The organism is Pseudonocardia alaniniphila (assembly GCF_022524485.1).
Taxonomy (GTDB): domain Bacteria; phylum Actinomycetota; class Actinomycetes; order Mycobacteriales; family Pseudonocardiaceae; genus Pseudonocardia; species Pseudonocardia alaniniphila.
Map to the genome: position 1 here is coordinate 87,225 of NZ_JAKXMK010000006.1, position 23,132 is coordinate 110,356.

Here is a 23,132-nt window from a genome sequence, read left to right on the forward strand (position 1 = left end):
CACGCGATGGATCTGGAACTCGCCGGGAGCCGCGCGCTCGTGACGGCCGCGAGCCAGGGGCTCGGCCGGGCCTGCGCAGCGGCGCTGGCCGGTGAGGGGGCGCGGGTCGTGATCTCCTCCCGCGACCACGGCAAGCTGGCGGGCGCCGCTGCCGAGATCGGTGCGGCGGGGAGTGTCGCCGCCGACCTCGGCTCGGCCGCCGACATCGGCCCGCTCGTGGAGCAGACCGTCGAGCTCCTGGGCGGCCTCGACCTGCTGGTGGTCAACTGCGGGCCGCCGCCCGCCGGGCGGTTCGCCGACCTGGACGACGCCGCCTGGGACACGGCGCACGAGGGAGTGCTGATGAGCGCCGTCCGGCTCATCCGCGCCGCGCAGCCACACCTGCGGCAGTCCGGGCGGGGCCGGATCGTCAACCTCACCGGGTACGGCACCAAGGAGCCCATCAGCGAGCTGGTGATCTCCGAGGCCAACCGGGCAGGCGTCACGGTGCTCGCGAAGGTGCTGGCCGACGAGCTCGCCCCGGCGGGCGTCACGGTCAACAACATCGCGCCGGGGCCGATCCTCACCGACCGGCTGCGCGAGGTGCAGGGCAAGGCGGCCGCGGGCGCCGGGATCGACCTCGACGAACAACTGCGGCGCTACGCCGAGCGGATCCCGGTGCGCCGTGTCGGCAGGCCGGAGGACATCGCCGACCTGTGCGCCTTCCTGTGTTCGCCGCGCGCGGGGTTCGTCACCGGGCAGACGATCGTCGTCGACGGCGGAATCAACCGGTCCATCTGATGCCCCCGTCCTCGCAGCCCCTGCGCGTCGCCGTCGTCGGTGCCTCGCACTGGCACCTCGACCTGTACCTGCCGACCCTGCTGGAGCTCCCCGACGTCGAGCTGGCCGGCGTGAGTGACCGGGACGAGAAGGTGGCCAAGGGCCTGGGGGAGCGCCTGGACTGCCCGTGGTCGGTCTCCGACGAGCAGCTCTACGACGACGTCCGGCCCGACTTCGTACTGGCGTTGGGCTCGCACGCGGAGATGGTGGGGGAGGCCGAGCACCTCCTGGACCGCGGCATCCCGTTCGCCATGGAGAAGCCGTGCGGCACCGACGCGGAACAGGTACGCCGCCTGGCCAGCCGAGCCGAGGCGCAGGGCGCGTTCGCGGCGGTGCCCTTCGTCTGGCGCCAGAGCGAGCTGCTCGGCGTGATGCGCGAGCGGTTCACCGACGACGAGATCGACTACCTGTCGTTCCGCTGGATCGCCGGGACGCCCCAGCGGTATCTCGACTCCGGCTGCGGCTGGATGCTCGACCCCGCACGGTCCGGCGGAGGGTGCACGATCAACCTCTCCGTGCACATGTTCGACCTGGCCCGGGTGCTCTTCGGGCCCGAGGTCGACGTGGCCGGAGCCGTCATGTCGAACGCCGCCCACGGGCTGCCGATCGAGGACCACTCTCTCGTGAGCCTGCGCAGCGGCGTGCGCACGTTCCACGTCGAGACCGGGTATCTGCTGCCCGGCCCGCACTCGACGTTCGACATGCGGTTCAGCATCGTTGCGCGCGACCACTACCTCATCGCCACCGGGCCGGACGACGTCGAGGTCATTCGCGCCGACGGCGCCCGTGAGCACGTGCGGGCACACACCACGAACGTTCCGCACTACCCGGTTTTCGTCCGGGACGTCCTGCGCCGGGTCCGGGAGGGCGAACGACCGCTGGCGTCACTCACCGACATGGCCGCGGTCATGGATCTCGTGCAGGACGCGTATGCCCTGGCCGGCCCCCTGCCGGCCGGGATCGGGAACTCCGCAGAGGAAGGCTCACCATGAGCGATCGGGGCACCGGCCTGCTACTCGTCATGATCGACATCGATCCGGCGCACGAGGAGGACTTCAACCGCTGGTACGACGAGGAGCACGTCCCGGAACGGCTCGGGTGCCCGGGCTTCCTGTCGGCACGGCGGTTCGTCAGCGTCGAGGGCGAGCCGAAGTACCTCGCGCTCTACGAGCTGGACGACCCTGAGGTGCTCGAGACCGACGCCTACAAGGCGATGCAGCCGCCCACCGAGTGGACGAAGCGCGTGAGCCCCCATTGGACCTCCTACGTGCGCAACGTCTATCGCGAGATCCCGAGCAAGGCGACCTGACATGGCCAGGCACTCCGACGGCAGCTCGCTGCTGTTCCTGCACCCGGTCGGTCTCGACCGCCGGTGCGTCGAGTGGCTGGATCTGCCCCCGGTACGCGCCGTGACGATGCCCGGCCACGGTGAGCGCGAGCGCGCCCGCCCCGGCCTCACTCTCGCCGACATGGCCGACGAGATCGTGGGCCACAGCACCGGGCCGCTCGACGTGGTGGGCGCGTCCCTGGGCGGCATGGTCGCGATGCACCTGGCGCTCGGGCATCCGGACCGGGTGCGCTCCCTCGTGCTCGCCTGCACCACCCCGCGCGGTGACTCCGCCGTCATGAACGACCGGGCCGACGCCACCGAGGACAGGGGATCGGCGGGAATGCTCGAGGACACGCTGACCCGCTGGTTCACCCCCGCGGCGCTCGAGGCCGATCGGGACACCCCGTACATGGCGTACGCGCGGGAGCGGCTGCTGGCGATGGACCCGGGGGCGCTGGCCGACACCTGGCGCGCGATCGGCACGCACGACGTACTGGATCGGCTGGGCGAGATCCGCGTGCCCACCACGTGCATCGCGGGGACGCGCGACCTGTCGACGCCGATGGACGTCATGAGGGATCTGGCCGCGCGGCTGCCCGACGCGCGGCTGGTGGAGATGGACGCCCCGCACATGGCCTTCCTCGAGCGGCCGCGGGAGTTCTCCGTGGCAGTACTGGAACACCTGGCGTGGGCCGGGGCGCAGGAAGGAGCATTGCGATGATCATCGATCTGCACCGCCACCTGTGGTCGATCTTCGAGCGGTACGCCGCTGTGCGGGAGATCGCCGCGCGTGGGGGAGTGGCCGGGGTCCACCGGCACGCCGAGGCGCCCGTGCAGGACGTCGGCGCGCGAGCCGGCGAGATCCGTGCCGAGATGGAGAAGGCCGGCGTCGACCGCTCGTGCCTGCTGCTCGGCGACTACGGGCTACGGCTCGGGGAGGGCGACCGGTCGATCGAGGAGGAGAACCGGCTCGCCACCGACCTCGCCCGTGAGGACCCGGAGCACTTCATCGCCTTCTTCGGGATCGACCCGCGCCGGCCGGGGGCCGTCGACCTGTTCCGTGACGCTCTCGACGCCGGCGCCCGCGGGCTGAAGTTGCATCCCTGCTCCGGGTTCTCTCCCGCCGACCCGGTGTGCCACCCGCTCTACGCGCTGGCGGGCGAGCGGGGAGTGCCGGTGGCGGTGCACACCGGGCCGATGGCCGCGCCGCTGATCAGCACGTATGCGAGCCCGCTGCACCTCGACGAGCCGGCGGCGGACTTCCCCGACACGAACTTCGTGATCCTGCACGCCGGCCAGCGCGCGTGGTTCCCGCTGGCGCTCGACATGGCCCGCTGGAAGCCGAACCTCTACCTCGAACTCTCGTTGTGGCAGAGCCTGCTCATCGAGGACGAGGGCCGCTTCGTTTCCCACCTGGCCGAGATCAAGAACGGCATCGGGCTCGGCCGCGTGGTGTTCGGCAGCGACTGCCCCGGCGTATCGGCGGTGATGCCGCTGCACACGTGGGTAGAGACCTTCCGGGACCTTCCCGAGATCGCGGGCCGCCACGGCGTCGAGATCACCACGGACGAGGTGGAGCAGATGCTCGGTGGCACGGCGGCGACGCTGATGGGGCTGTCGTGACGAACCCGGTCGACGGATCTCCTGCACAGCGGCGCCTGGACGGCAAGGTCGCGGTCGTGACGGGCGGCGGTTCCCGCGCAGCCGGAATCGGGACGGGACGGGCCGCGGCGATCCTGTTCGCCCGCCACGGCGCCCGCGTCCTCGTCGTCGACCGCGACGAGGACGCGGCGAACGCCACCGTGGACATGATCGCCGCGGAGGGCGGCGAGGCCGTCGCCGTCGCCGCAGATCTCACGGTGGAGGACGACTGCACCGCGATGGCGGCCGCGGCCGTCGGGCGCTGGGGGCGCATCGACATCCTGGACAACAACGTCGGGATCGAGGGCCCCGGAACGATCCTCGACGCCACGTCCGAGGACTGGGACAGGGTCATGGCCGTCAACGTGCGGACGATCGTCCAGGCGAGCCGCGCGGTGGTGCCGGTGATGGCGACGGGAGGCGGGGGTTCCATCGTGAACCTGTCGTCGATCTCGGCGCTGCGTCCCCGCGGGCTCACGCCCTACACCGCCGCGAAGGGTGCGGTGATCGCGCTGACCCGGGCGATGGCGATCGACCACGCCGCCGCCGGGATCCGCGTGAACTGCATCGCGCCGGGGCCGATCTACACACCGATGGTCTACGCCGCAGGGATGGCGGACGAGCTGCGCGATCGCAGGCGCGCCGCCTCGCCGCTGGGCATCGAGGGCACCGGATGGGACGTCGGATTCGCGGCGTTGTTCCTCGTGTCGGACGAGGCCCGCTACATCACGGGCACGGTCCTGCCCGTGGACGGAGGCGTCTCGATCCGCAGTCCGGACAGGTGAACGCGCCGCCCACGAGCGGACACGCGAAGATGGAGCCGAAACGGTCGCATCGGACGTGAGGGATGACATGACCGACGAGATGAGAACGGGCACCCGGATCCGGTCGGTGTCCCGGGCCGCGCACCTGCTCATGCTCATCGCCTCACTGCCGGAGCCGGACCGGTCGGTCAACCGTCTGGCCAAGGAGCTCGGCACGTCGGTGCCCACGGTGTACCACCTGCTCAACACGCTGGTCGACGCGAAGCTGCTCGCCCGCGACGAGCGCAAGCAGTACCGCTTCGGCTTCGCGATGGAGGTGCTGTCGGCCGCGTACGCGCAGCAGACCGTCCCGCCTCCCGAGCTGCTGGCACCGCTGCGGTGGATCACCGACGCCACCGGCGAGAGCGCCTACCTCAGTGCGTGGCGGAGCGGGAACCCGGTGGTGCTCGCGCACCTGGCCGGGACGCACGCGGTGCAGGTCACCGACCTGCGGCCCGGCTACCGCGGGGCGGCCAACGCGCGGGCCTCGGGGAAGGTGCTGCTCGCCTTCGCCGAGCCCGCCGACCGCGAGCGTTACCTCGCCATGCATCCGCTGGAGAGCATGACGCCGAAGACGATCACCGATCCGGCCGTCCTCGAAAGGGAGTTGGCTCGGGTGGCGAAGAACGGCTACGCCACCGACATCGAGGAGTTCTCGGTGGGCGTTGCCTGCATCGCGGTGCCGATCTGGAGCAACGGGATCGTGATGGGGTGCTACACGATCTCGGCGCCCGTGCAGCGCTACCGGCAGCACAAGGCGCGCTACCTGGCGAGCCTGCGTGAGGCGGTGCAGATGCTCGGTGATCAGCCGGCGACGCAGCCGCAGGAGGGCGTGGGCGACCCCGCCTGAGCCGCGGTCGACTCGCGGTGGTTACGGCCGGTGAAACCGCGGAGTGGCCTCAGCGCGGAAGCTGGATGGAGGCCTCGCCGTCCATCCGCGCGAGCTGGTTTTCCGAACCGTGCAGGGCCGACATCGCTCGCCACTCATCCCACGGAATCGTCCAGTCGTAGAAGTCGCCGTCTGCGGCGGAAAGCTGGATGTGGCTTCCGGTGACCTCGACCGGATCCCCGTAGAGAACCGAGTTGAAGTAGGCGCGCGCGTTCGCGGTGGAGAGGTTCACACAGCCGTGGGTGACGTTCTGTCGGCCCTGTGCGTATCCCGATGCGGGGTTGGCGTGGATGAACTCGCCGTTGTTGGAGATCCGGACCGCCCAGTGCATGGGCACGTTCTCGTAGTTGTACGCCCGGTTGGTCATCAGTTCGGTGCGGGACTTGCCCATCACGACGTGGATGCCGCCTCGCGTGACCCGCCTCGGGTCCGACTCGAGCCCGTAGCTGGCGGGCACGTTGGACACCTCTTTGCCGTCGCGGATGACGACCATGCGGTGGCGCTTCACGTCGGCGCGCACGATCTGGGAGCGGCCGATGCTGAACTCGCTGGTGAGATCGGCGGCGCCGAACTCGGTATCGCCGAGGTCGAGCCCGTAGAGCCGGGCCTCGACGTGCACCTTCGTGCCCGGCGGCCAGTACTCGGCAGGCCGCCAGTGGATCCGCGAGGTGCGGGCGGTGTCGGGCAGCCATGCCCAGGAGCCCATGACGGGCACGGACGTGCGCACCGAGAGGAGCCGTTCGACGGCGGCGCGGTCGGCCTCGGCGACGAGGCCGCTGAAGCGGATGTCGATCGGGGCGGCGATCCCGACCACCGCCCCGTCGCCGATGCTCGTCGACGCGCGGAGCAACCTGCTCGGGTCGACCACGGAGAATCCGCCGGTGACCGGAACGGAGCCACCTTCGCCGATGGCGCTGCCGGCGAAGCGGTACGTGGTGCCGAACGCGAGGGCCGTCGACGCGGTCCACGTCCGGCCGTCCGGTGACAGGGTTCCCGGGACCGGGGTGCCGTCCTCGGCGACGAGGGCGACGTCGGTGAGCGCGCCACCGGTCGCCTCCACGCTGATCGGTGCCAGCGGGGCCACGTCGGTGGCACCGTCCGCCGGAACGAGCCGGACCTGCGGGGCGGCGGCCACGGCGACAGCGCCCGGGCCGGCCGCGCTGCTGGCGGCCGCCCCGGCAGCGAGGAGCAGCACGACGACCGCGCCGAGCACCACTGCCGGCGCTCGGCGTCGCGCACGATCCGATTCGGGCATGACCGTTGCTCCCCGCAGCCGATTTCTCCTCGAATCATCAGAGCAATTGCTCGACTTCAGGTCAATGACGCCACGGACCCCGAAAGCGTTCGGTCCTCAACCATTACCCGGACCGGTGAATATCGGCGTGGCGCGACCGCGAAAATGAAGCGAAACACAGAAATGACGGCCCGGTCGGCCCGGCTGCCGAGGTGACGACGGAGCAGCCTGTGACCTGTGCGGACCAACGCGCTCGCGGAGCGTGTCCAGGGAAGGCTCGTCGGGGGGAATGGCACCGGGACGGCACACGGCCGCGCAGGCCGCGTCAGGCGGGGCGCACCCGTTCGGCGAAGTCGTCGTGGCTCATCCGCGTCAGGCTCTCCACCTCGAGGGCGTCGAGGTGGACCTGACGGCCGGTCTCGAGGTCACGCACGAGCAGGCGGGGCCCGTTGGCGGTCTCATCGAGCAGGATCTCCACGGTGGCGAACTCGTTGCGCAGCACCAGGCGGGGCGGGGGAGCGGCTGTGCTCATCGGGCGCTCACGGGGCGGCTCAGACCAGGAACGTGAGGTTGAAGATGGGGGCCTCGCAGTTGACGAGGCGGGCGGTCCGGCGCCGGATCCGCCAGCCGGCCCCGTGCGGGACCAGCCGGTGCTCGTACTCGCCCGCGAACGACCGCTGTGTGCCCTTCCGGACCTCGAAGATCGCGAAGTTCGACCGCACCACCGGGCCGTGCTCCGCATCGGACACGCGGACGTTGGTGATGAGGCGGCGGGTCACCGACGGTGGGATCTGGGCGTGGGCAGGGCCGACGGTCAGCCGCCAGATCCGCTCCTCGATGCGGCCCCTGTCGTCGTAGATCAGGGAGACGTGGCGCTGCGGATCCGCCTCGTCGTGGCGGGCGGGCACCCAGTACACGGCGTCGTCGGTGAAGAGTTCCAGCCACCGGTCGAGCTGGAATCCGTCGAGCAGTTCGGCCTCGTGGTAGAGGAATTCCTCGGCGTCGCTGCGGGTGAGCGTGCGGGTGTCCTCGGTCGCTCGGGTCGCTCCGGTCATGCCGTCCGCCCTTCCTGCAGGAGGCGCTTCCATTCCCGGAACAGGCCCCGCTGCGGCGTCTCGTCACTCGGCTTGCCGCGGTAGCCGCCGCCCGGGAGCCGCTCCTCGTCGTGCAGGCCGCGCGAGAGCAGCAGCCACGGATCGACGTCGGCGGCCACGCCCTCCTGCACGCAGACGAACGCCTCGGAGTCGTCGGGGGCGATGAACGAGCCGGTGGCGAACGCCTCCTCGAACTCGCGCAGCCGTTCCGCGTTGAGATCGTCGGGAGCGTCCCCGATCAGCATCGGCGACATCGTGATCTGTGTACGTGTGGGGCTGATCGGCGTGATCACGCGCAGGTTCTGCAGCGTGATGTGCAAGTTGGGGAAGATCAGGACGTTGAACTGGCCCAGAAAGTCACGCAGGAGCGCATCCCCGTGCTCGGACTCCAGGCGCGAGGTGTACTCGGGATAGGTCTTGCGGAACTCCTCGACGTCGCCGTCGCTGGGCCAGCGGGCGAGGAGCACGTGGCCGCCGGGGTGGGCCTCGCTGTAGCCGATGGTCTCGTCGCGGGAGCCCAGGCGTGCGTGCGTGCGGTCCGGGCTCTGGTCGCGGATCTTGAACCAGGTCTCGTGCAACGTGATCGCGTGGTAGCCGTCGACCCCGCCTTCGATGGCGTGTTTCCAGTTGGCCGGGTACTCGTGCACGTTGCGGCCCGCGCTCAGGTTGAGCGTCTTCTCGAACGCGGGGTGCAGGAAGACGCGGTCGAGGTAGTGGCGGGCGCCGCCGAGGTGCTCGGCGAGGTCGGGAACGTCGGGGTTGAGGCTCGCGAAGACGAGCCCCCGGTAGGAGTCCACCCGTGCCACCGGCGTGAGGCCCAGTGCCGGCTTGTCGAGGTTCTCCGGGCTGTAGCGGCGGTTCATCGGCACGCCCAGCAGCTCACCGCTGTTGCGGTAGGTCCAGCCGTGGAACGGGCAGCGGAAGAAGTTCGCGTTGCCCGAGCGCTCCCGGCAGACGACCGACGCGCGGTGCCGGCAGCGGTTGAGCAGCACGTGGATCCCGCCGTCCGCGTCGCGGGTGACGATCACGGGCTGGAGGCCGATCGTGGTGCTCCGGTAGTCGCCCGGGTGCGCGATCTCCGACTCGTGCGCGACATAGACCCAGGTGCGGCCGAAGATGCTGCGCATCTCCTCGGCGAAGAGCGTGGGGTCGGTGTAGACGCTCCCGTGCACGCGGTCCGGCTGGACCAGGTGGTCGAGGTCCTCGTAGCTGGCGGTTCGCATCAGCGCCTCATTTCTCGCCGGCGACTCCTCGCACTGATGTACGCTATGCGGACACGCAGTACGGGTTGCGGACATCCGTAATGTCGCTCGCAGTGGTGACCACTGTCAAGGGAGATCGAGTGCCCAAGGAGCCGGACCAGCGCGAGTTCATCCAGTCACTCGAACGCGGTCTCGCCGTGATCCTGGCCTTCTCCGACCACCACCCGAGCCTCACGCTCAGCCGATGTGCCGAGCTCACCGGCTTGAGCCGGCCGACGGTCCGCCGGGTACTGCTCACGCTCCAGCACCTCGGCTACGTGCGCAGTGAAGGACGTTCGTTCGCCCTGACGCCCCGCGTGCTCGCGCTCGGCTACGCCTATCTGAGCTCCCTGAACCTTCCCGTGATCGCGCAGCCGTGGATGGAGGAGCTCGTCGCCGAGACGCGCGAGGCGTGCTCCCTGTCCACACTCGACGACACCGACATCGTCTACGTGACGCGGGTGGCCACCCATCGCAGGCCCAGCGTCGCCCTCGCCACGGGCACCCGGCTGCCCGCGCACGCCACCGCGATGGGCCATGTGCTGCTCGCCGACCTGCCGAAGGGCGAGCTGGACCACTACCTCGCGCGAGCCGAGTTGGCGCCGCTGACCGCGCGGACGGTCCGCACGCCCGAGGAGCTGCTGCACCGGCTCGACGCCGCGCGTGCGCAGGGCTGGGCGGTGGTCGAGCAGGAGCTCGAGGAAGGCCTGCGGTCGGTGGCCGCCCCGGTCCGGGGCGCGGACGGGCGGGTCATCGCCGCGCTCGGCATGTCCGCGTCCGTGGCATCCGCCGACGAGGAGACGATGCGCGAGCGGTTCGCGCCGATGCTCGTGCGCGCTGCCGCGGAGATCAGCGAGCGGCTCGGTGCCGACTTCAGCCCCTGCCGGCACCCGGAGCGGGGTGCCGACGATGAAACGATGACGATCCGGGAGGATTCATGAAGCTCAGCTGTGCCGTGCTCGACGACTACCAGGACGTCGCGCTCCGGACGGCGGACTGGAGCTCCCTCGCCGACGCGGTAGACGTCGAGGTGTTCCACGAGCACATCGACGACGAGGATGCGCTGGTCGAGACGCTCGGCAAGCACGAGATCGTCGTGATCATGCGGGAGCGCACCCCGTTCCCGCGATCGGTGCTGGCGCGGCTGCCCCGGCTGCGGCTCCTGGTGACCACCGGGATGGGCAACGCCTCGGTCGACATGGCCGCGGCAGCGGAGCAGGGTGTGCTCGTCTGCGGCACCGGCGGGCTCATGCCGCCGACCGCGGAGCTCACCTGGGCCCTCATGCTCGGCCTGGCACGTTCCGTGCCGGCAGAGACGGCGTCGCTGCGTGCGGGTGGCCAGTGGCAGCGCAGCGTCGGCACCGACATCCACGGCAGCACCCTGGGCGTCATCGGCCTGGGCAGGATCGGCCGGCACGTGGCGAAGATCGGCCAGGCCTTCGGCATGGACGTCGTCGCGTGGAGCCAGAACCTCACGGCGGAGGCGGCGGCCGACGCGGGCGTGCGGCTCGCGTCCAGCAAGGAGGAGCTGCTCGAGGTCAGCGACTTCGTCACGATCCACCTTGTGCTCTCCGACCGGTCCAGGGGACTGCTGGGCGCGCCCGAGCTCGCCCGGATGCGACCCACGGCGTACCTGATCAACACCTCCCGTGGCCCCATCGTGGACGAGGACGCGCTGGTCGACGCATTGCGCGCGGGCCGGATAGCAGGGGCCGGGATCGACGTGTTCGCCGTGGAGCCACTCCCCGCCGACCACCCGTTCCGCTCCCTGCCCAACGTGCTGGCCACCCCGCACCTCGGCTACGTCACGCGCAAGACCTACGACATGTTCTTCCGCGAGGCCGTCGAGGACATCGCCGCCTTCGTGGCGGGATCTCCGGTCCGCACGCTGAACTGAGGCCGTCGCGAGGCGCACGCCGGTGCCCGTGCCGGGCGACGGCGTGCGCCTCGCGGTGATCAGGCCGTCGGGGACGGACGCCCGTCGACGGCCACCTCGTCCAGGGGCACCGGAGCAGGTGGCTCGCACGTCGTCGAGACGGCGAGTCCGGTGCGCCGGTGTGCTGCGGACAGCAGCGTCTCCATCACGTCGAGGACGTGCACGGCCACCTCGGCCGAGGCCCGGTGCGGAACGCCGGCGCGATGGTTCGTCACGAGGTCGAGCACGCCGATCCCGCGGGCGGCGCCGGTGTAGCCGGCCGACGGCGGGAGCGCCTTCCACTCCGCCGCTCCCCGCGGGCGTAGCAGGACCTCGCCGTCGAACCGGTTCGGGTCCGGCACCGAGAGCGTGCCTTCGGTTCCGTGGATCTCGATGCGCGGCTGTGTGGAGGCGACCACGTCGAAGCTCGTCGTGAGGGTGGTGACGACGCCGCCCGCGTGCACGAGCGCGCCGGTGACATGGGTGTCGACCTCGACCGCGAAGTCCGTGCCTGCGCGGGGACCCGAACCGATCGTGCGGATGTCGCGCGCGCGTCCCGCCGCGGCGACCACCCGCTCGACGGGGCCGAGCAGATGGACCAGGGCGGTGAGGTAGTACGGGCCCATGTCGAGAAGCGGGCCGCCGCCGGGACGGTAGTAGAACTCCGGGTCGGGGTGCCAGGACTCGTGCCCGGGTGAGGTGAAGGCGGCGTTCGCGGCCGTGGGGGTGCCGATCAACCCGTCGGCGACGGCCTTGCGCGCGGTCTGCGTGCCGGTGCCGAGCACGGTGTCGGGCGCGCATCCGACGCGCAGGCCGTCCGCGCCTGCCAGCACGGTGCGCGCCTGCCCGAGGTCCATGGCGAACGGCTTCTCGCCGTACACGTGCTTGCCCGACCGCAGCGCCGCTGTGGCCACTTCGGCGTGCGCCTCCGGGATGGTCAGGTTGAGCACGAGGTCGACCTCGTCGGAGGTGAGCAGCTCGTCCACCGGCACCGCACGGGCCCCCGGTGCGTGGTCACGGGCGGCGACGGCGCGGAGCGGGTCACGGTCGGCCAGCGCGGTGACCCGCACACCCGGCAGGCTGGCGAGGGTCGTCAGGTAAGCCCCGCTGATCTTGCCGAGACCGACGATGCCGATCCTCATCGGCTCGCCCACGTGAGCCCCCGTTCGATGATGGTGCGGATCTCGGGCACGTCGAGGTCCTCCTGCTTGTGGCCGACGGTGCAGACGAAGACCCGGCCGGCTCCCCACGTGCGGGTCCACACGGCGGGGGAGACCACCGGCTCGGTCCACGGGTCGCCGGGCACCGCGGGCACGGTGGTGGTGGCGAGGACGTCGTTGCGGCTGTCGGCCAGCACCCAGTACTGCTCGGTGTGCAGTGAGACGCGGGAGATGCCGGCGACGATCGGATGATCGGCCCGCTCGGGCACCACCTCGACGGTGTGGTCGACGAAGTTGCGCGGGTGGCAGGCGAACTGGCCGCCGACCATGTGCAGGTAGTCGGTGGAGCTGCGGAACGCGTCGGCGATCCCGCCGTGCCACCCGGCGAACCCGGTGCCGCCCTCCACCGCCGCTCGCAGCCCGGCGAGCTGCTGGGCGGTGATCGTCCCCATGGTCCAGCACTGCAGGACGAGGTCGGTGCGCGCCATCAGTTCGGCGTCGAGATAGATGTCGAGAGTGTCCGAAACCACCGTCTCGTAGCCGGACTTCTCGAGAAACGGCAGGAAGCTGTCGGTGGTCTCGACGGGGCAGTGGCCCTCCCAGCCACCTCGGACAACGAGCGCTGTCAACTTTCGCAACTCTGCGATGCTCTCCACCCCCCGAATCTCCCAGAAGTGGGTAAAGCCGATCAACAGGTTGGAGTCCGTCATCTCGACCGGGATGGGCGGAGCGAAACGCGCTGGTTCCTCAGCTCCTATAAGCTCCGGTACTCTTCTTCGCACCATCGGCGACGTGAGTGGGCACCACCGCGAAGGTCGGCCGGTGCGAGGGGGGTTTACGTGCATCGTCACGAATCGCCGGCGCAGAACGTCGAAAACGCGCTCGACGACGGGTCGCAGTCCCGGTCGCCCCGCCCCCGCGCCGCCGGCGACGGGGGCATCTTCATGGCGCTGCAGCGCAGAGCCGGCAACACGGCGGTCGTGCGTGCCGTGCAGGCTGCTCGAGAAGCCGCGGTGCATGCGGAGCATGCGGTGGCGAGCCCGGGGGGCCGGCAGTGGCCCGTCCACGACGTCGGCCGCGCCACGGGACGACCGCTCGCCGCCGGGGTGCGCGGCGAGGGTGAGGCCCGCCCCGGGACCGGTGTCGGCCCGGCGCCTGCGTCCGGGTCTGGGCAGGACCCCCTCGAGACCGCGCCCGATCCTCTCGTCGTCCAGCGCAGGGTCGGCTTCGAGTTCGAGACCCCGTGGCGGGCGAAACGGATCAGTACCGGCAAGGCGCTCGCGAAACGCGAACTGATCGGCACTCGGTTCGACGGCTTCAAGGCCGAGGCCGATGCAGACCCTGAGGGCGGGCATTCGGAGATCGAGTTCGTCGTCGACCCACCGGTCGAGGAGGGCGATGCGGGCGAGCGTCGCCTCACCATGGTGATGCGGGGCCTGACCCGGCTCGGCGACCAGATGGAGCGCGCCTCGATCACAGCCGATGCGAGGCCCGTCGACGACGAGGAGCGCCCCCGGCCGACCCCGGAGACCCAGGTGCCTTTCTTTCGGCAGCAGAAGGCGACGGGTCGGTCGGCGGACGACGACTTCGCGATCATTCCGCGGGGGAATCTGCGGGCGGCGGCACAGGTCACGAGCGGGTTCAGGCTCGGCGCGATCCCGCGGCTGGGTGATCGGCTCCGGCCGCGTCCGGGCGACGTGCGCAATGCCGGCGACATGAGCAACGTGGGCGACATGGGAGACATGAGCGACCTCGCCTACATGGTCGACGCCATCGACTACGGCGACGGAGGAGCGCATGCGGACGCGCGCGCCTTCGAGCTTCCCCCGGCGATGGCGCGTGGAGCGGCCACGCTGCGCAGCCGAGCGGCGCAGGTGCAGGGCAGGCCGGCTCTCCCGAACCCCAGTGAGGATCTCAAGGGCCTCGTCGGCGTCATATCCAGCTATCTCATTCAGGGCGCGGCGAGTGTGCCGCTCGCCTACCCCAAACAGCTCGGCAATCTCTTGCTGGCCCGCACCGATTTCGCGAAGCTCTTCCGGCTGCTTCCGCAGGATGAGCAGTCGCTACTCAGCGCGGACCCCCAACTCTGGGTCGACCTCGTTGTCGAAGCGGGCTCCCGGGGAAATGCGGCGCTTTACCGGGGTCGCATCGACCCGAATCAGAATGTCATCAAATCCGGCACCGAAAGAACGGGTGCGGTGGATCTGACGGTCGGGCGCTGGCTGCGGGCGATTCCCGCGAACACAGATCTGCTCACCACCATCGAAGGCCGCCAATCGATGGGAGCAATGGGCGACAAAGTCGAGGACGTGGGGCCGTCCACTGCTCGGGAGCAGGCGGGGATCTTCGAGTTCCGGGCCTCCCAGGGCGTTCCCCTCCCGCTGGCCGAATGGTTCGATTTCGCTCTCGGTGCCCAGCGGTACATCTCGCGGCTGCACGGGGACTGAGCCGGCCCGCGTTGCCTGTGGTCGCGACCGGCGGGGTGCCGGTCGTCGGGCCGCGATGTCGCGCGTCAAGGCCGCGCGGGAGTGCGCCACTCCTTAAGCTCTGCCCATGGCGCGCTACTTCGATGTTCACCCGGTCGATCCTCAGCGGCGCGCGCTCGGGCAGGTCGTCGAGATCGTCAGGTCCGGGGGCCTCATCGCGTACCCCACGGACTCCTGCTTCGCGCTCGGCTGCCAGCTCGGCGACCGCGACGGGCTCGAGCGGATCCGCGAGATCCGCCGGCTCGACGACAAGCACCACTTCACGCTCGTGTGTCGCGACTTCGCCCAGCTCGGGCAGTTCGTGCAGATCAGCAACACCGTGTTCCGCACCATCAAGGCGGCCACGCCCGGCAGCTACACCTTCATCCTGCCCGCCACCAAGGAGGTGCCGCGCCGGCTGCTGCACCCGAAGAAGAAGACAGTCGGCGTGCGGATCCCCCAGCACACGGTGGCCCAGGCGTTGCTCGCCGAGCTGGGGGAGCCGCTGCTGTCGTCCACGCTGCTGCTGCCCGACGAGCCGGAGCCGCTCACGCAGGGCTGGGAGATCAAGGAGCGGCTCGACGGTGCCGTGGACGCCGTGCTGGACTCGGGCGACTGCGGCACCGAGCCGACCACGGTGGTCGACTACTCCGGGCCGGAGCCGGAGATCATCCGCCGCGGCGCGGGCGACCCGTCCCGCTTCGAGTAGGAGCCGGGCGCCGGCACCGCCGGTGAGGGCGGCACCGGCGTCCGGGCGTCCTGATCAGCCGCCCGCCATCGCTCCCACGATGAGCAGCGGCTCCGTTCCTCTGACGACGGCCTCCGGGAGCGGGTCGTCGGGCTCGGCGTGCGAGAGGTCCTGCTCGCAGGCGAAGTACCGCACGAACGCCCGGCGGCGCTGGGTGCGGTGGTCGCGGATCGTGCCGCGCAAGACGGGGTAGGTGCGCTCCAGCGCGTCCAGCACTGTGCGCTGGGTGGCAGGTTCGGTGACGTCGACGGCAACCTCACTGTCGACCTGGGCGAGCTTGCGCAGGTGCGCCGGCAGCTTGATCCGCACCGTGGCCGTGGTGGTCATGGGATCGTCTGCACCTCCACCGAGAGCACGGCGGGCAGGTCCCGCACGATCGGGGTCCAGGTGTTCCCGGCGTCCGGGGAGGCGTACACCTGGCCGCCGGTCGTGCCGAAGTACACGCCGCAGTCGTCGAGGGTGTCGATGGCCATCGCGTCACGCAGGACGTTGACGTAGCAGTTCTCCTGCGGGAGGCCGGTGGTGAGCGGCTCCCACTCGTTGCCGCCGGAGCGGCTGCGGTAGACGCGCAGCTTCCCCTCCGGCGGGAAGTGGTGGGAGTCGCTCGTGATCGGCACGACATAGACCGTGTCCGGCTCGTGCGCGTGGACCGAGATCGGGAAGCCGAAGTCGGTGGGCAGGTTGCCGCCGATGTCGTGCCAGGTGTCGCCGCCGTCGTCGCTGCGCATGACGTCCCAGTGCTTCTGCATGTAGAGCACGTCCGGCCGCGACGGGTGCATGGCGAGGTTGTGCACGCAATGGCCCACCTCCGCGTCGGGGTCGGGGATGCCCTCCGACTTGAGGCCGCGGTTGGTGGCCCGCCAGGTCTTGCCGGTGTCGTCGGTGCGGAACACCCCCGCCGCCGAGATGGCGACGTGCATCCGGGCCGGGTCGCGTGGGTCCAGCAGAATCGTGTGCAGGCACATCCCGCCCGCCCCCGGCTGCCAGTGCGGGCCGGAGCCGTGCTCGCGCAGCCCCGGTAGCTCCTGCCACGTGCGACCGCCGTCGGACGAGCGGAACAGGGCGGCGTCCTCGACCCCGGCATAGACGGTGTCCGGGTCGCTCGGCGTCGGCTCCAGGTGCCACACCCGCGCGAACTCCCACGGATGCGGCGTGCCGTCGTACCACTGGTGGGTGCCGGGCACCCCCTCGTAGGCGAACTCGTTGCCGACGGGCTCCCACGTGGCGCCGCCGTCGTCGGAACGCTGGATGACCTGCCCGAACCAGCCGCCGGACGGCGCTGCGTACAGCCGGTCGGGGTCGGCGGGCGACCCCGTGACGTGGTAGACCTCCCACCCGGCGAAGTGCGGGCCGCTGACGTTCCAGCTCTCCCGCTTCCCGTCGGAGGTGAGGACGAAAGCGCCCTTGCGCGTGCCCACCAGAACCCGGACCCCTGTCACTGCACCTCTCCTGTTCCGCGCCGCCCTCGCGCCGCACGGTGTAGGGGACCGCTCGTGCGCCGCAAACTCATCGGTCGCAGCTCGACTTCGCCTGATCGCAGGAACACCACCGCTCGTCCGTGCGCGACCGTCCGTTCGTCGGCAGCGGGCGGCCGCGGACCCTCTTCCGGGATGGGCGAATTCGCCGGGGCCGTCCGCCGCATGCAGCCGTGTCCTGAGCGCACTCTCGGCAACCGTGTGCCCGGGTCGAGCGGGGCGCGGTAACGTGCCGCGGGCTAGGACATGCCACTCTGCGTTGCGTCGCCGTGACAGACCCACTCGCGGCTTCGGGGGGAAGGAGAGGGGCGGATCGACCCGTGCGAGAGGACCGATTGGTGGGCGACAGGATGTTCGCTTCCGAGGGTGACTCGGTGAACGTCGGACGCCAGGGGTCTGCGGTATGGGCCGATGGGTGGGACGACGCCCCACGGCCCTCGTCGAGCGAGGAGGCCGCCGTCGGCGTGGCCCGCCGCCTGCAGGCTCGCCTGGACCGGCACCTGTGGTTGCTGGAGCGGCTACGGGCGGAACAGTCCTACCCCGAACCCCCGGGGTTCGCGGAGCTGGCGGAGTCCGGCCACCGGATGCGGCGCGACACCGAGAGCTTGCTGGTGCTCGGCGGTCAGGAGCCGGGTGTGCGCGGTGGCGCGCCCCGGAAGCTGTCCGACATCCTCGCCGAGGCCGCGGGCGCCGCCGAGGAGCCCGGTCGCGTCGATGTCCGCACCGCTCCCGCCGCCACGGTGGCGCCCGCTGCGGCAGCCGAGTTCCTGCACGTGCTGTCCGAGCTCGTCGACGACGTCACTTCCGTCTACCGGGGGGCGCGCCTCGACGTCGCGAGCCGTGTGGAAGGGCGCGGGATCGTCGTCGACGTGTCGGTCGACGGCGGAGCCCGCCTCGCCCTCGACGACATGAGCGGCGACGGGGTGGCGGTCATCGCCGAGCAGATCGCGGGGCGCTCCCGCCACGGCGTCAGCTTGAGCCGTCCGCTGGCCGGTCCTCCGCGCAGCGGCCCGGGGCCGGTCGCGAGCGTGCACTGCCCGCCCGCCGCCGTCACCCTCGAGGAGCCGCGCCCGGTCCTCTCCGAGCCCTTGCTCCCGACGAGGAACGGCAACGGGCTCGGCAACGACCCGCTGGGGCTGGGCAGCGATCCGCTCGGCACCCGGAGCGACCGGCTGGGCCCGGCTGACGACCCGCTGGGGCTGGGCAACGACCGGCTCGGTTCGGGGAGTGACCGGCTGGGGCTGAGCAACGACCCGCTGGGGCTGAGCAACGACCGGCTCGGATCGGGGAGTGACCGGCTGGGGCTGAGCAACGACCCGCTGGATTCCGGGAGCGACCGGCTGGGGCTGCGCAACGACCGGCTCGGATCGGGGAGTGATCGGCTGGGGCTGGGCAGCGACCCGCTGGGGCTGAGCGACGACGCCCGCCGTCTGCGCGACGACCCTCTCGGGCTGGGCAACGATCCGCTGGGGCTGAGCGACGAGTCGGTGCGCGGAAGCGACGATGCGCTCGGGTCCGGTGACGACAACCCGTTCGCGCCGCGCAACGGCTCGTCGGAGTACGGCTCGTCCCCGTTCGAGTCGCCGCAGTTCGAGTCGTCCCCGTTCGCGTCGTCCTCGTACGGCTCGTACGAGCCAGGCAACGGGCTCGGTCTCGTGGCGAACGGCTCCGTCTTCTCGAGCAACGGGCCCGAGCAGACCGGCAGCGCGGCCGCCTACCCCGGATCCTCCACTGATGAACCGGCCGCGCCGGAGTACGCGCTCCCGTCCCGCTCGTCGTCACCCCCGGTCGACGAGCTCTTCGGCCCGCTGCTGGACCTGCCGCAAGAGCCGATGGACGACCGGTTCTCCACCCCGATCTTCGAGGCGATCGCCTCGGCGTGGTTCCGCGACCCCGAGCCCGAGCAGGCCGCTGACGGCTCCGACGGCGCCGTCAACGGGTCCGGGCCGGTGGACTGGGAGTCGCCGAGCGACCGGGAGTGGCGGGAGGCCGCGGCCCGCGCCACCCGCCCGGACACCGCATCGGGCACCACGTCGAGCGGGCTGCCGCGGCGCCGCCCCGGCGACCAGCTCGTGCCGCCGCCGCGCCCCCAGGACCCCAACCCCGTCACGGAGCGGGTTCCCGACCGTGTCCGCGAACGCCTCGCCACCTACCAGCGCGGGTTGCGCCAGGGCCGGCACCGTGCGCCCGGAGCCGCGGAACCCGACGCCTGGTGACCGCGCGTCCCACCCGGCGGCGTTGACGGAGTGGGATCACACAACGGCTCGCCGTGGGCACTTGACCATGACAGGGTGCGCGTATGCCCTACGACGTCCGCGCCGTCCGTGATCACTTCCCCGCGCTGAAGGCCGGGTACGCCCACTTCGACGGTCCCGGCGGGTCGCAGGTGCCTGATGTCGTCGCCGACGCGATGGCTCGCACGCTCTTGTCCCCGCTCGCCAACCGGGGCCGGGTCACGGCGGCCGAGCGGACTGCCGACGACATCGTCACCGGCGCGCGGCAGGCCATGGCCGACCTTCTCGGCGCCGACCCGCGTGGGGTCGTGTTCGGCCGGAGCATGACCCAGCTGACCTACGACATGGCCCGCACCCTCGCCGCCACGTGGCGTCCCGGCGACGAGGTCGTGGTGACGAGGCTCGACCACGACGCGAACATCCGGCCGTGGGTGCAGGCAGCGGAGGCGGTGGGCGCCGTCGTGCGGTGGGCGGACTTCGATCCGGAGTCGGGTGAGCTCACCGAGGAGCACCTCGCCGCCGTCCTCTCGCCGCGCACGCGCCTGGTGGCCGTCACCGCGGCGTCCAACCTGATCGGCACCTGCCCGCCTGTGCGGGCGCTCACCGACCTCGCGCACGAGGCGGGCGCCCTCGCCTACGTCGACGGTGTGCACTTCACCGCACACGCCGCCGTTCACGTCGAGGCGCTGGGCGCAGACTTCTACGCCTGTTCCCCGTACAAGTTCCTCGGCCCGCACTGCGGCGTGCTGGCCGCGGCTCCCGAACTGCTCGAGAGCCTGCACCCGCAGAAGCTCCTGCCGTCCACCGACGTCGTGCCCGAGCGGTTCGAGCTGGGCACCCTGCCCTACGAACTGCTCGCCGGCACCACCGCGGCCGTGGACTTCCTCGCGTCGCTCGGCACAGCAGGTCCGGCGGTCGGCAGGCGGGAGCGGTTGGTGGCCACCATGGGCGCGATGGGCCGGCACGAGGACCGGCTGCGCGGGCGCATCGAGGACGGCCTGGCGGCGCTCCCCGGGGTCACCGTGTACTCGCGGGCGGTCCACCGCACCCCGACGTTGCTGGTGGGGTTCGCCGACCGCGATCCGGCCGCGGCGTACGAGTTCCTCGCGGGGCGCGGGGTGAACGCGCCTGCCAGTTCGTTCTACGCGCTGGAGGCGTCGCGGCGGCTGGGCCTCGGCGACACCGGTGCGTTGCGGGTGGGGCTCGCCCCGTACATCGACGACGACGACGTCGACCGGCTCCTCGACGGGCTGCGCGCGTTCGTCGCCTGAGAGAGGATCACGCCGGCGGGTCGGGCGCGGCCCGCCTGCCGGCCGCGCGGGTGTGCTCGAAGATCAGGCTGGTCTCGGTGCCTGCCACGGCTGGATCGCGGTTGAGATGGTCGGCGACGAACCGGCGCAGCTCGTCGGTGCTCGCCGTGGCGACGTGCACGAGGAAGTCGTTCGCCCCGGCGACGAAGTAGACGTCGAGCACCTCGTGGCGGCGGCTGAGCTCGGTGACCAGTTCGGCCATCGAGCCGCGCGCGTGCGGCTGCAGCCGGATCGCGATCATCGCCTGGAGGTCGTGGCCGAGCGCCCGCGGGTCGATGTCGGCGTAGTAGCCGCGGATCACTCCGTTCTCCCGCAGCGCCCGCACCCGCGCCAGGCAGGTGGACTGTGCCACGCCCACCCGCTCGGCCAGATCCTTGTTGGAGACCCGCGCATCGCTGCCGAGCACCCGCAGGATCGCCAGATCGGTGTCGTCGAGCGGCCGAACATCCTGCGACGGCACGGGCCGCGCGGACGACGTTTCTGCAGAAGGCGATGACATACAAGAAGAATATCGAATCTTCTGCAGCAGTGTTGCGCGTAATCAGTGGCATCTTCACTATGTGAGTATGCGAATCGGTGTGCCCCGCGAGGTCAAGAACCACGAGTACCGCGTCGCGCTGACCCCCGCCGGGGCGCACGAGCTCACCCGCTCCGGGCACCACGTGCTCGTCGAGCGGAACGCCGGGCTCGGCAGCTCGATCAGCGACGCCGACTTCGAGGCGGCAGGCGCCCGCATCGTCGCCACCGCCGACGACGTGTGGGACGCCGCGGACCTGCTGCTCAAGGTGAAGGAGCCGATCGAGCAGGAATACCACCGGCTGCGCCGTGGCCAGGTCCTCTTCACCTACCTGCACCTCGCCGCGTCGCTGTCGTGCACCGAGGCGCTGCTGCGGTCCGGCACCACGGCGATCGCCTACGAGACCGTCCGGCTGCCCGACGGCACGCTGCCGCTGCTCGCCCCGATGAGCGAGGTGGCCGGTCGGCTCGCGCCGCAGGCCGGCGCCAACGCCCTCATGCGCGCCGCCGGCGGCCGCGGCGTGCTGCTCGGCGGCGTCCCGGGCGTGCCTCCGGCCGGTGTGGTGGTGATCGGCGCGGGGGTCTCCGGCCAGAACGCGGTGGCGATGGCCGTCGGGCTCGGCGCCGACGTCACGGTGCTGGACCTCGACATCACCAAGCTCCGCAAGCTCGACGACCGGTACGCCGGCCGCGTGCGGACCGTCGTGTCCAACACCCACGAGCTGGAGAAGGCCTGCCTCGGTGCCGACCTCGTGATCGGCGCCGTGCTGGTGCCCGGTGCCCGCGCGCCGCGGCTGGTGAGCAACGATCTCGTGCGCCGGATGAAGCCGGGCTCGGTGCTCGTCGACATCGCCATCGACCAGGGCGGCTGCTTCGAGGACTCCCGTCCCACCACGCACGACGACCCGACCTACCGGGTGCACGACTCGGTGTTCTACTGCGTGGCCAACATGCCGGGCGCCGTGCCGCACACCTCGACCCACGCGCTGACCAACGCCACCCTGCCGTACGTTCTGCGGCTGGCGAACCTCGGCTGGTCCGACGCACTCGCGGCCGACCCTGCACTCGCCGCCGGTCTGTCGACCCACAACGGCGCCCTGACCAGCCTCCAGGTGGCCCACGACCTCGGGCTGCCCTACGCCGAGCCGCAGGACCTCGTCGCGGCCTGAGGGCATCGCCTGCCGCCGGGCGATTATTGTTCCGTCGTGTCCGGCGACTGGTGGGTCCTCGTGCTGGCCGCGCTGCCGGTGCTGGCGCTGCTGGTGGCCGTGGCCGTCCGGAGCAGCCCTGCGGCCGCTGATCCGGAGTCGCTGTCGGCGGAGCCGGAGGACCGGCCGTTGCCCGCGGTCGTGGCCAACCCCATCCGGATCGAGCCCGGTACCCGCAGGCGGATCGAGTCGGTCTGCGCCAGCCTGGGCTGGGCGCCGCCGCTCTGGCTGGAGACCACGGTCGAGGATCCCGGTACCGGCCAGGCCCGGGTCGCGATCGAACGCGGCGCCGACGTCGTGCTCGCCTGCGGCGGCGACGGCACCGTCCGGGCGGTGGCGCAGGCGCTCGCCGGCACCGGGGTGGCGATGGGCCTTGTCCCGGCAGGCACCGGCAACCTCCTGGCGCGCACCCTCGGCAACCCGGACAACGTGATCTCGGCCGTCCGCGTCGCTCTCACCGGCGACGACCGCAAGATCGACGTCGGTCGGGTGCGGGTCGACGACGGGGACGAGGAGCACGTCTTCCTCGTGATGGCCGGCACCGGCTTCGACGCCGCGATCATGGAGAGCACGCCGGAGGCGCTGAAGGTGCGGGTCGGCCCGCTCGCCTACGTGATCTCGGGCCTGCGGGCGATGCGAGGGCGCCGCACCCGGGTGAGCCTGACCCTGGACGGCGACCAGCCGGTGCGCCGGCGCACCCGTACCGTGCTGGTGGGCAACAGCGGCACGCTGCTCGGCGGGCTCGTGCTGATGCCGAGGGCCACGGTCGACGACGGCGTGCTCGACGTCGTGAACATCGCTCCGAAGACTCTCGCCGGTTGGGTCGCCGTAGCCGGGCGGGTGATCAGCAGGCGGGGCGACGGCAACCCCCGGGTGGAGCACTGGCAGGCGCGGTCGATCGTGATCGAGGCGGAGGCCCCGCAGCCCTCGCAGCTCGACGGCGACCCGATCGGCGACGCGACCCGGTTGGAGATCCGCGTGGAGCCCGCCGCGCTCGTGATGCGCGTGGCCGACGTCCCTGCGCCGGACGCACCGGATCCGGGTTAGCGT

24 protein-coding genes are annotated in these 23,132 nt (G+C 71.5%); 15 read left to right on the forward strand and 9 right to left on the reverse strand.

The window, feature by feature from the left end; all coding sequences use genetic code 11:
• Window positions 1-6: 6 nt before the first annotated feature.
• The 7 genes from MMF94_RS07225 (at window position 7) to MMF94_RS07255 (ending at window position 5,443) form a co-directional block, all read left to right on the forward strand.
• Complete coding sequence (locus MMF94_RS07225) at window positions 7-780, forward strand: SDR family oxidoreductase (protein ID WP_241035507.1); 774 nt, start codon at window positions 7-9, stop codon at window positions 778-780.
• Complete coding sequence (locus MMF94_RS07230; protein ID WP_241035508.1) at window positions 780-1,811, forward strand: Gfo/Idh/MocA family protein; 1,032 nt, start codon at window positions 780-782, stop codon at window positions 1,809-1,811. The genes MMF94_RS07225 and MMF94_RS07230 overlap by 1 nt, the downstream gene beginning before the upstream one ends.
• Window positions 1,808-2,128: a DUF4286 family protein gene (locus tag MMF94_RS07235; RefSeq protein WP_241035509.1), complete on the forward strand. Its 321-nt coding sequence runs from the start codon at window positions 1,808-1,810 to the stop codon at window positions 2,126-2,128. The genes MMF94_RS07230 and MMF94_RS07235 overlap by 4 nt, the downstream gene beginning before the upstream one ends.
• Window position 2,129: 1 nt before the next feature.
• A complete protein-coding gene (locus MMF94_RS07240) occupies window positions 2,130-2,870 on the forward strand; it encodes an alpha/beta fold hydrolase (RefSeq protein WP_241035510.1) in 741 nt (246 codons plus the stop codon).
• Window positions 2,867-3,772, forward strand: coding sequence for an amidohydrolase family protein (locus tag MMF94_RS07245; protein ID WP_241035511.1), 906 nt, complete (start codon window positions 2,867-2,869; stop codon window positions 3,770-3,772). Before MMF94_RS07240 ends, MMF94_RS07245 begins: the two co-directional genes overlap by 4 nt.
• Window positions 3,769-4,575: an SDR family NAD(P)-dependent oxidoreductase gene (locus tag MMF94_RS07250; protein ID WP_241035512.1), complete on the forward strand. Its 807-nt coding sequence runs from the start codon at window positions 3,769-3,771 to the stop codon at window positions 4,573-4,575. Before MMF94_RS07245 ends, MMF94_RS07250 begins: the two co-directional genes overlap by 4 nt.
• Before the next feature lie 67 nt (window positions 4,576-4,642).
• Window positions 4,643-5,443, forward strand: coding sequence for an IclR family transcriptional regulator (locus tag MMF94_RS07255; RefSeq protein WP_241035513.1), 801 nt, complete (start codon window positions 4,643-4,645; stop codon window positions 5,441-5,443).
• Between the two features lie 49 nt (window positions 5,444-5,492).
• Here the strand turns inward: MMF94_RS07255 and MMF94_RS07260 are convergent, their stop codons facing one another.
• The 4 genes from MMF94_RS07260 to MMF94_RS07275 form a co-directional block, all read right to left on the reverse strand.
• Entirely contained in the window at window positions 5,493-6,737 is a 1,245-nt protein-coding gene (locus MMF94_RS07260; protein ID WP_241035514.1) for a L,D-transpeptidase, read from the reverse strand.
• A 304-nt stretch (window positions 6,738-7,041) separates the two neighbouring features.
• On the reverse strand, window positions 7,042-7,248 hold the full coding sequence (locus tag MMF94_RS07265) for a hypothetical protein (RefSeq protein ID WP_241035515.1): 207 nt from the start codon (window positions 7,246-7,248) through the stop codon (window positions 7,042-7,044).
• A 19-nt stretch (window positions 7,249-7,267) separates the two neighbouring features.
• The gene (locus MMF94_RS07270; RefSeq protein ID WP_241035516.1) at window positions 7,268-7,771 is read right to left on the reverse strand and encodes an aromatic-ring-hydroxylating dioxygenase subunit beta; all 504 of its coding nucleotides are present in this window, start codon (window positions 7,769-7,771) and stop codon (window positions 7,268-7,270) included.
• Window positions 7,768-9,033 carry a Rieske 2Fe-2S domain-containing protein gene (locus MMF94_RS07275; RefSeq protein WP_241035517.1) on the reverse strand — a complete coding sequence of 422 codons (1,266 nt, stop codon included), beginning with the start codon at window positions 9,031-9,033 and terminating at the stop codon, window positions 7,768-7,770. The genes MMF94_RS07270 and MMF94_RS07275 overlap by 4 nt, the downstream gene beginning before the upstream one ends.
• A gap of 119 nt (window positions 9,034-9,152) precedes the next feature.
• On the opposite strand from MMF94_RS07275, the gene MMF94_RS07280 reads away from it, so the two are divergent.
• Both MMF94_RS07280 and MMF94_RS07285 read left to right on the forward strand, forming a co-directional pair.
• Entirely contained in the window at window positions 9,153-9,992 is an 840-nt protein-coding gene (locus MMF94_RS07280) for an IclR family transcriptional regulator domain-containing protein (RefSeq protein WP_241035518.1), read from the forward strand.
• Window positions 9,989-10,948, forward strand: coding sequence for a D-2-hydroxyacid dehydrogenase family protein (locus MMF94_RS07285; RefSeq protein WP_241035519.1), 960 nt, complete (start codon window positions 9,989-9,991; stop codon window positions 10,946-10,948). The genes MMF94_RS07280 and MMF94_RS07285 overlap by 4 nt, the downstream gene beginning before the upstream one ends.
• 59 nt (window positions 10,949-11,007) lie before the next feature.
• Here MMF94_RS07285 and MMF94_RS07290 read toward each other — a convergent pair whose 3' ends face one another.
• Window positions 11,008-12,108, reverse strand: a complete 1,101-nt coding sequence (locus MMF94_RS07290) for a Gfo/Idh/MocA family protein (RefSeq protein ID WP_241035520.1) — start codon at window positions 12,106-12,108, stop codon at window positions 11,008-11,010.
• Entirely contained in the window at window positions 12,105-12,755 is a 651-nt protein-coding gene (locus tag MMF94_RS07295) for a ThuA domain-containing protein (RefSeq protein WP_241035521.1), read from the reverse strand. The genes MMF94_RS07290 and MMF94_RS07295 overlap by 4 nt, the downstream gene beginning before the upstream one ends.
• Window positions 12,756-12,800: 45 nt before the next feature.
• On the opposite strand from MMF94_RS07295, the gene MMF94_RS07300 reads away from it, so the two are divergent.
• Window positions 12,801-14,573: an SH2 domain-containing protein gene (locus MMF94_RS07300; RefSeq protein WP_241035522.1), complete on the forward strand. Its 1,773-nt coding sequence runs from the start codon at window positions 12,801-12,803 to the stop codon at window positions 14,571-14,573.
• Between the two features lie 106 nt (window positions 14,574-14,679).
• A complete protein-coding gene (locus MMF94_RS07305) occupies window positions 14,680-15,300 on the forward strand; it encodes an L-threonylcarbamoyladenylate synthase (protein WP_241035523.1) in 621 nt (206 codons plus the stop codon).
• A gap of 54 nt (window positions 15,301-15,354) precedes the next feature.
• On the opposite strand, the gene MMF94_RS07310 is transcribed toward MMF94_RS07305, so the two are convergent.
• Window positions 15,355-15,666 (reverse strand): MoaD/ThiS family protein, encoded by a 312-nt coding sequence (locus MMF94_RS07310; protein ID WP_241035524.1) that lies wholly within the window; start codon window positions 15,664-15,666, stop codon window positions 15,355-15,357.
• The gene (locus tag MMF94_RS07315; RefSeq protein ID WP_241035525.1) at window positions 15,663-16,778 is read right to left on the reverse strand and encodes a WD40/YVTN/BNR-like repeat-containing protein; all 1,116 of its coding nucleotides are present in this window, start codon (window positions 16,776-16,778) and stop codon (window positions 15,663-15,665) included. Before MMF94_RS07315 ends, MMF94_RS07310 begins: the two co-directional genes overlap by 4 nt.
• A 410-nt stretch (window positions 16,779-17,188) precedes the next feature.
• On the opposite strand from MMF94_RS07315, the gene MMF94_RS07320 reads away from it, so the two are divergent.
• On the forward strand, window positions 17,189-19,030 hold the full coding sequence (locus MMF94_RS07320) for a hypothetical protein (protein WP_241035526.1): 1,842 nt from the start codon (window positions 17,189-17,191) through the stop codon (window positions 19,028-19,030).
• An 83-nt stretch (window positions 19,031-19,113) separates the two neighbouring features.
• Window positions 19,114-20,319 (forward strand): cysteine desulfurase-like protein, encoded by a 1,206-nt coding sequence (locus MMF94_RS07325; RefSeq protein WP_241035527.1) that lies wholly within the window; start codon window positions 19,114-19,116, stop codon window positions 20,317-20,319.
• 7 nt (window positions 20,320-20,326) lie between these two features.
• Here the strand turns inward: MMF94_RS07325 and MMF94_RS07330 are convergent, their stop codons facing one another.
• Window positions 20,327-20,857: an Lrp/AsnC family transcriptional regulator gene (locus MMF94_RS07330; RefSeq protein WP_241035528.1), complete on the reverse strand. Its 531-nt coding sequence runs from the start codon at window positions 20,855-20,857 to the stop codon at window positions 20,327-20,329.
• Between the two features lie 67 nt (window positions 20,858-20,924).
• Between MMF94_RS07330 and ald the strand changes: the two genes are divergently transcribed.
• Entirely contained in the window at window positions 20,925-22,043 is a 1,119-nt protein-coding gene (gene ald / locus MMF94_RS07335) for an alanine dehydrogenase (protein WP_241035739.1), read from the forward strand.
• Between the two features lie 36 nt (window positions 22,044-22,079).
• Window positions 22,080-23,129, forward strand: coding sequence for a diacylglycerol/lipid kinase family protein (locus MMF94_RS07340; RefSeq protein WP_241035529.1), 1,050 nt, complete (start codon window positions 22,080-22,082; stop codon window positions 23,127-23,129).
• Window positions 23,130-23,132: the final 3 nt, after the last annotated feature.

What these genes read in the sequence shown, in the direction of transcription:
- MMF94_RS07225 (WP_241035507.1), top strand. Translation starts at nt 7, where the DNA reads ATGGATCTGGAACTCGCCGGGAGCCGCGCGCTCGTGACGGCCGCGAGC.
- MMF94_RS07230 (WP_241035508.1), top strand. Translation starts at nt 780, where the DNA reads ATGCCCCCGTCCTCGCAGCCCCTGCGCGTCGCCGTCGTCGGTGCCTCG.
- MMF94_RS07235 (WP_241035509.1), top strand. Translation starts at nt 1,808, where the DNA reads ATGAGCGATCGGGGCACCGGCCTGCTACTCGTCATGATCGACATCGAT.
- MMF94_RS07240 (WP_241035510.1), top strand. Translation starts at nt 2,130, where the DNA reads ATGGCCAGGCACTCCGACGGCAGCTCGCTGCTGTTCCTGCACCCGGTC.
- MMF94_RS07245 (WP_241035511.1), top strand. Translation starts at nt 2,867, where the DNA reads ATGATCATCGATCTGCACCGCCACCTGTGGTCGATCTTCGAGCGGTAC.
- MMF94_RS07255 (WP_241035513.1), top strand. Translation starts at nt 4,643, where the DNA reads ATGACCGACGAGATGAGAACGGGCACCCGGATCCGGTCGGTGTCCCGG.
- MMF94_RS07260 (WP_241035514.1), bottom strand. Translation starts at nt 6,737, where the DNA reads ATGCCCGAATCGGATCGTGCGCGACGCCGAGCGCCGGCAGTGGTGCTC.
- MMF94_RS07265 (WP_241035515.1), bottom strand. Translation starts at nt 7,248, where the DNA reads ATGAGCACAGCCGCTCCCCCGCCCCGCCTGGTGCTGCGCAACGAGTTC.
- MMF94_RS07270 (WP_241035516.1), bottom strand. Translation starts at nt 7,771, where the DNA reads ATGACCGGAGCGACCCGAGCGACCGAGGACACCCGCACGCTCACCCGC.
- MMF94_RS07275 (WP_241035517.1), bottom strand. Translation starts at nt 9,033, where the DNA reads ATGCGAACCGCCAGCTACGAGGACCTCGACCACCTGGTCCAGCCGGAC.
- MMF94_RS07285 (WP_241035519.1), top strand. Translation starts at nt 9,989, where the DNA reads ATGAAGCTCAGCTGTGCCGTGCTCGACGACTACCAGGACGTCGCGCTC.
- MMF94_RS07290 (WP_241035520.1), bottom strand. Translation starts at nt 12,108, where the DNA reads ATGAGGATCGGCATCGTCGGTCTCGGCAAGATCAGCGGGGCTTACCTG.
- MMF94_RS07305 (WP_241035523.1), top strand. Translation starts at nt 14,680, where the DNA reads ATGGCGCGCTACTTCGATGTTCACCCGGTCGATCCTCAGCGGCGCGCG.
- MMF94_RS07310 (WP_241035524.1), bottom strand. Translation starts at nt 15,666, where the DNA reads ATGACCACCACGGCCACGGTGCGGATCAAGCTGCCGGCGCACCTGCGC.
- MMF94_RS07325 (WP_241035527.1), top strand. Translation starts at nt 19,114, where the DNA reads ATGCCCTACGACGTCCGCGCCGTCCGTGATCACTTCCCCGCGCTGAAG.
- MMF94_RS07330 (WP_241035528.1), bottom strand. Translation starts at nt 20,857, where the DNA reads ATGTCATCGCCTTCTGCAGAAACGTCGTCCGCGCGGCCCGTGCCGTCG.
- ald (WP_241035739.1), top strand. Translation starts at nt 20,925, where the DNA reads ATGCGAATCGGTGTGCCCCGCGAGGTCAAGAACCACGAGTACCGCGTC.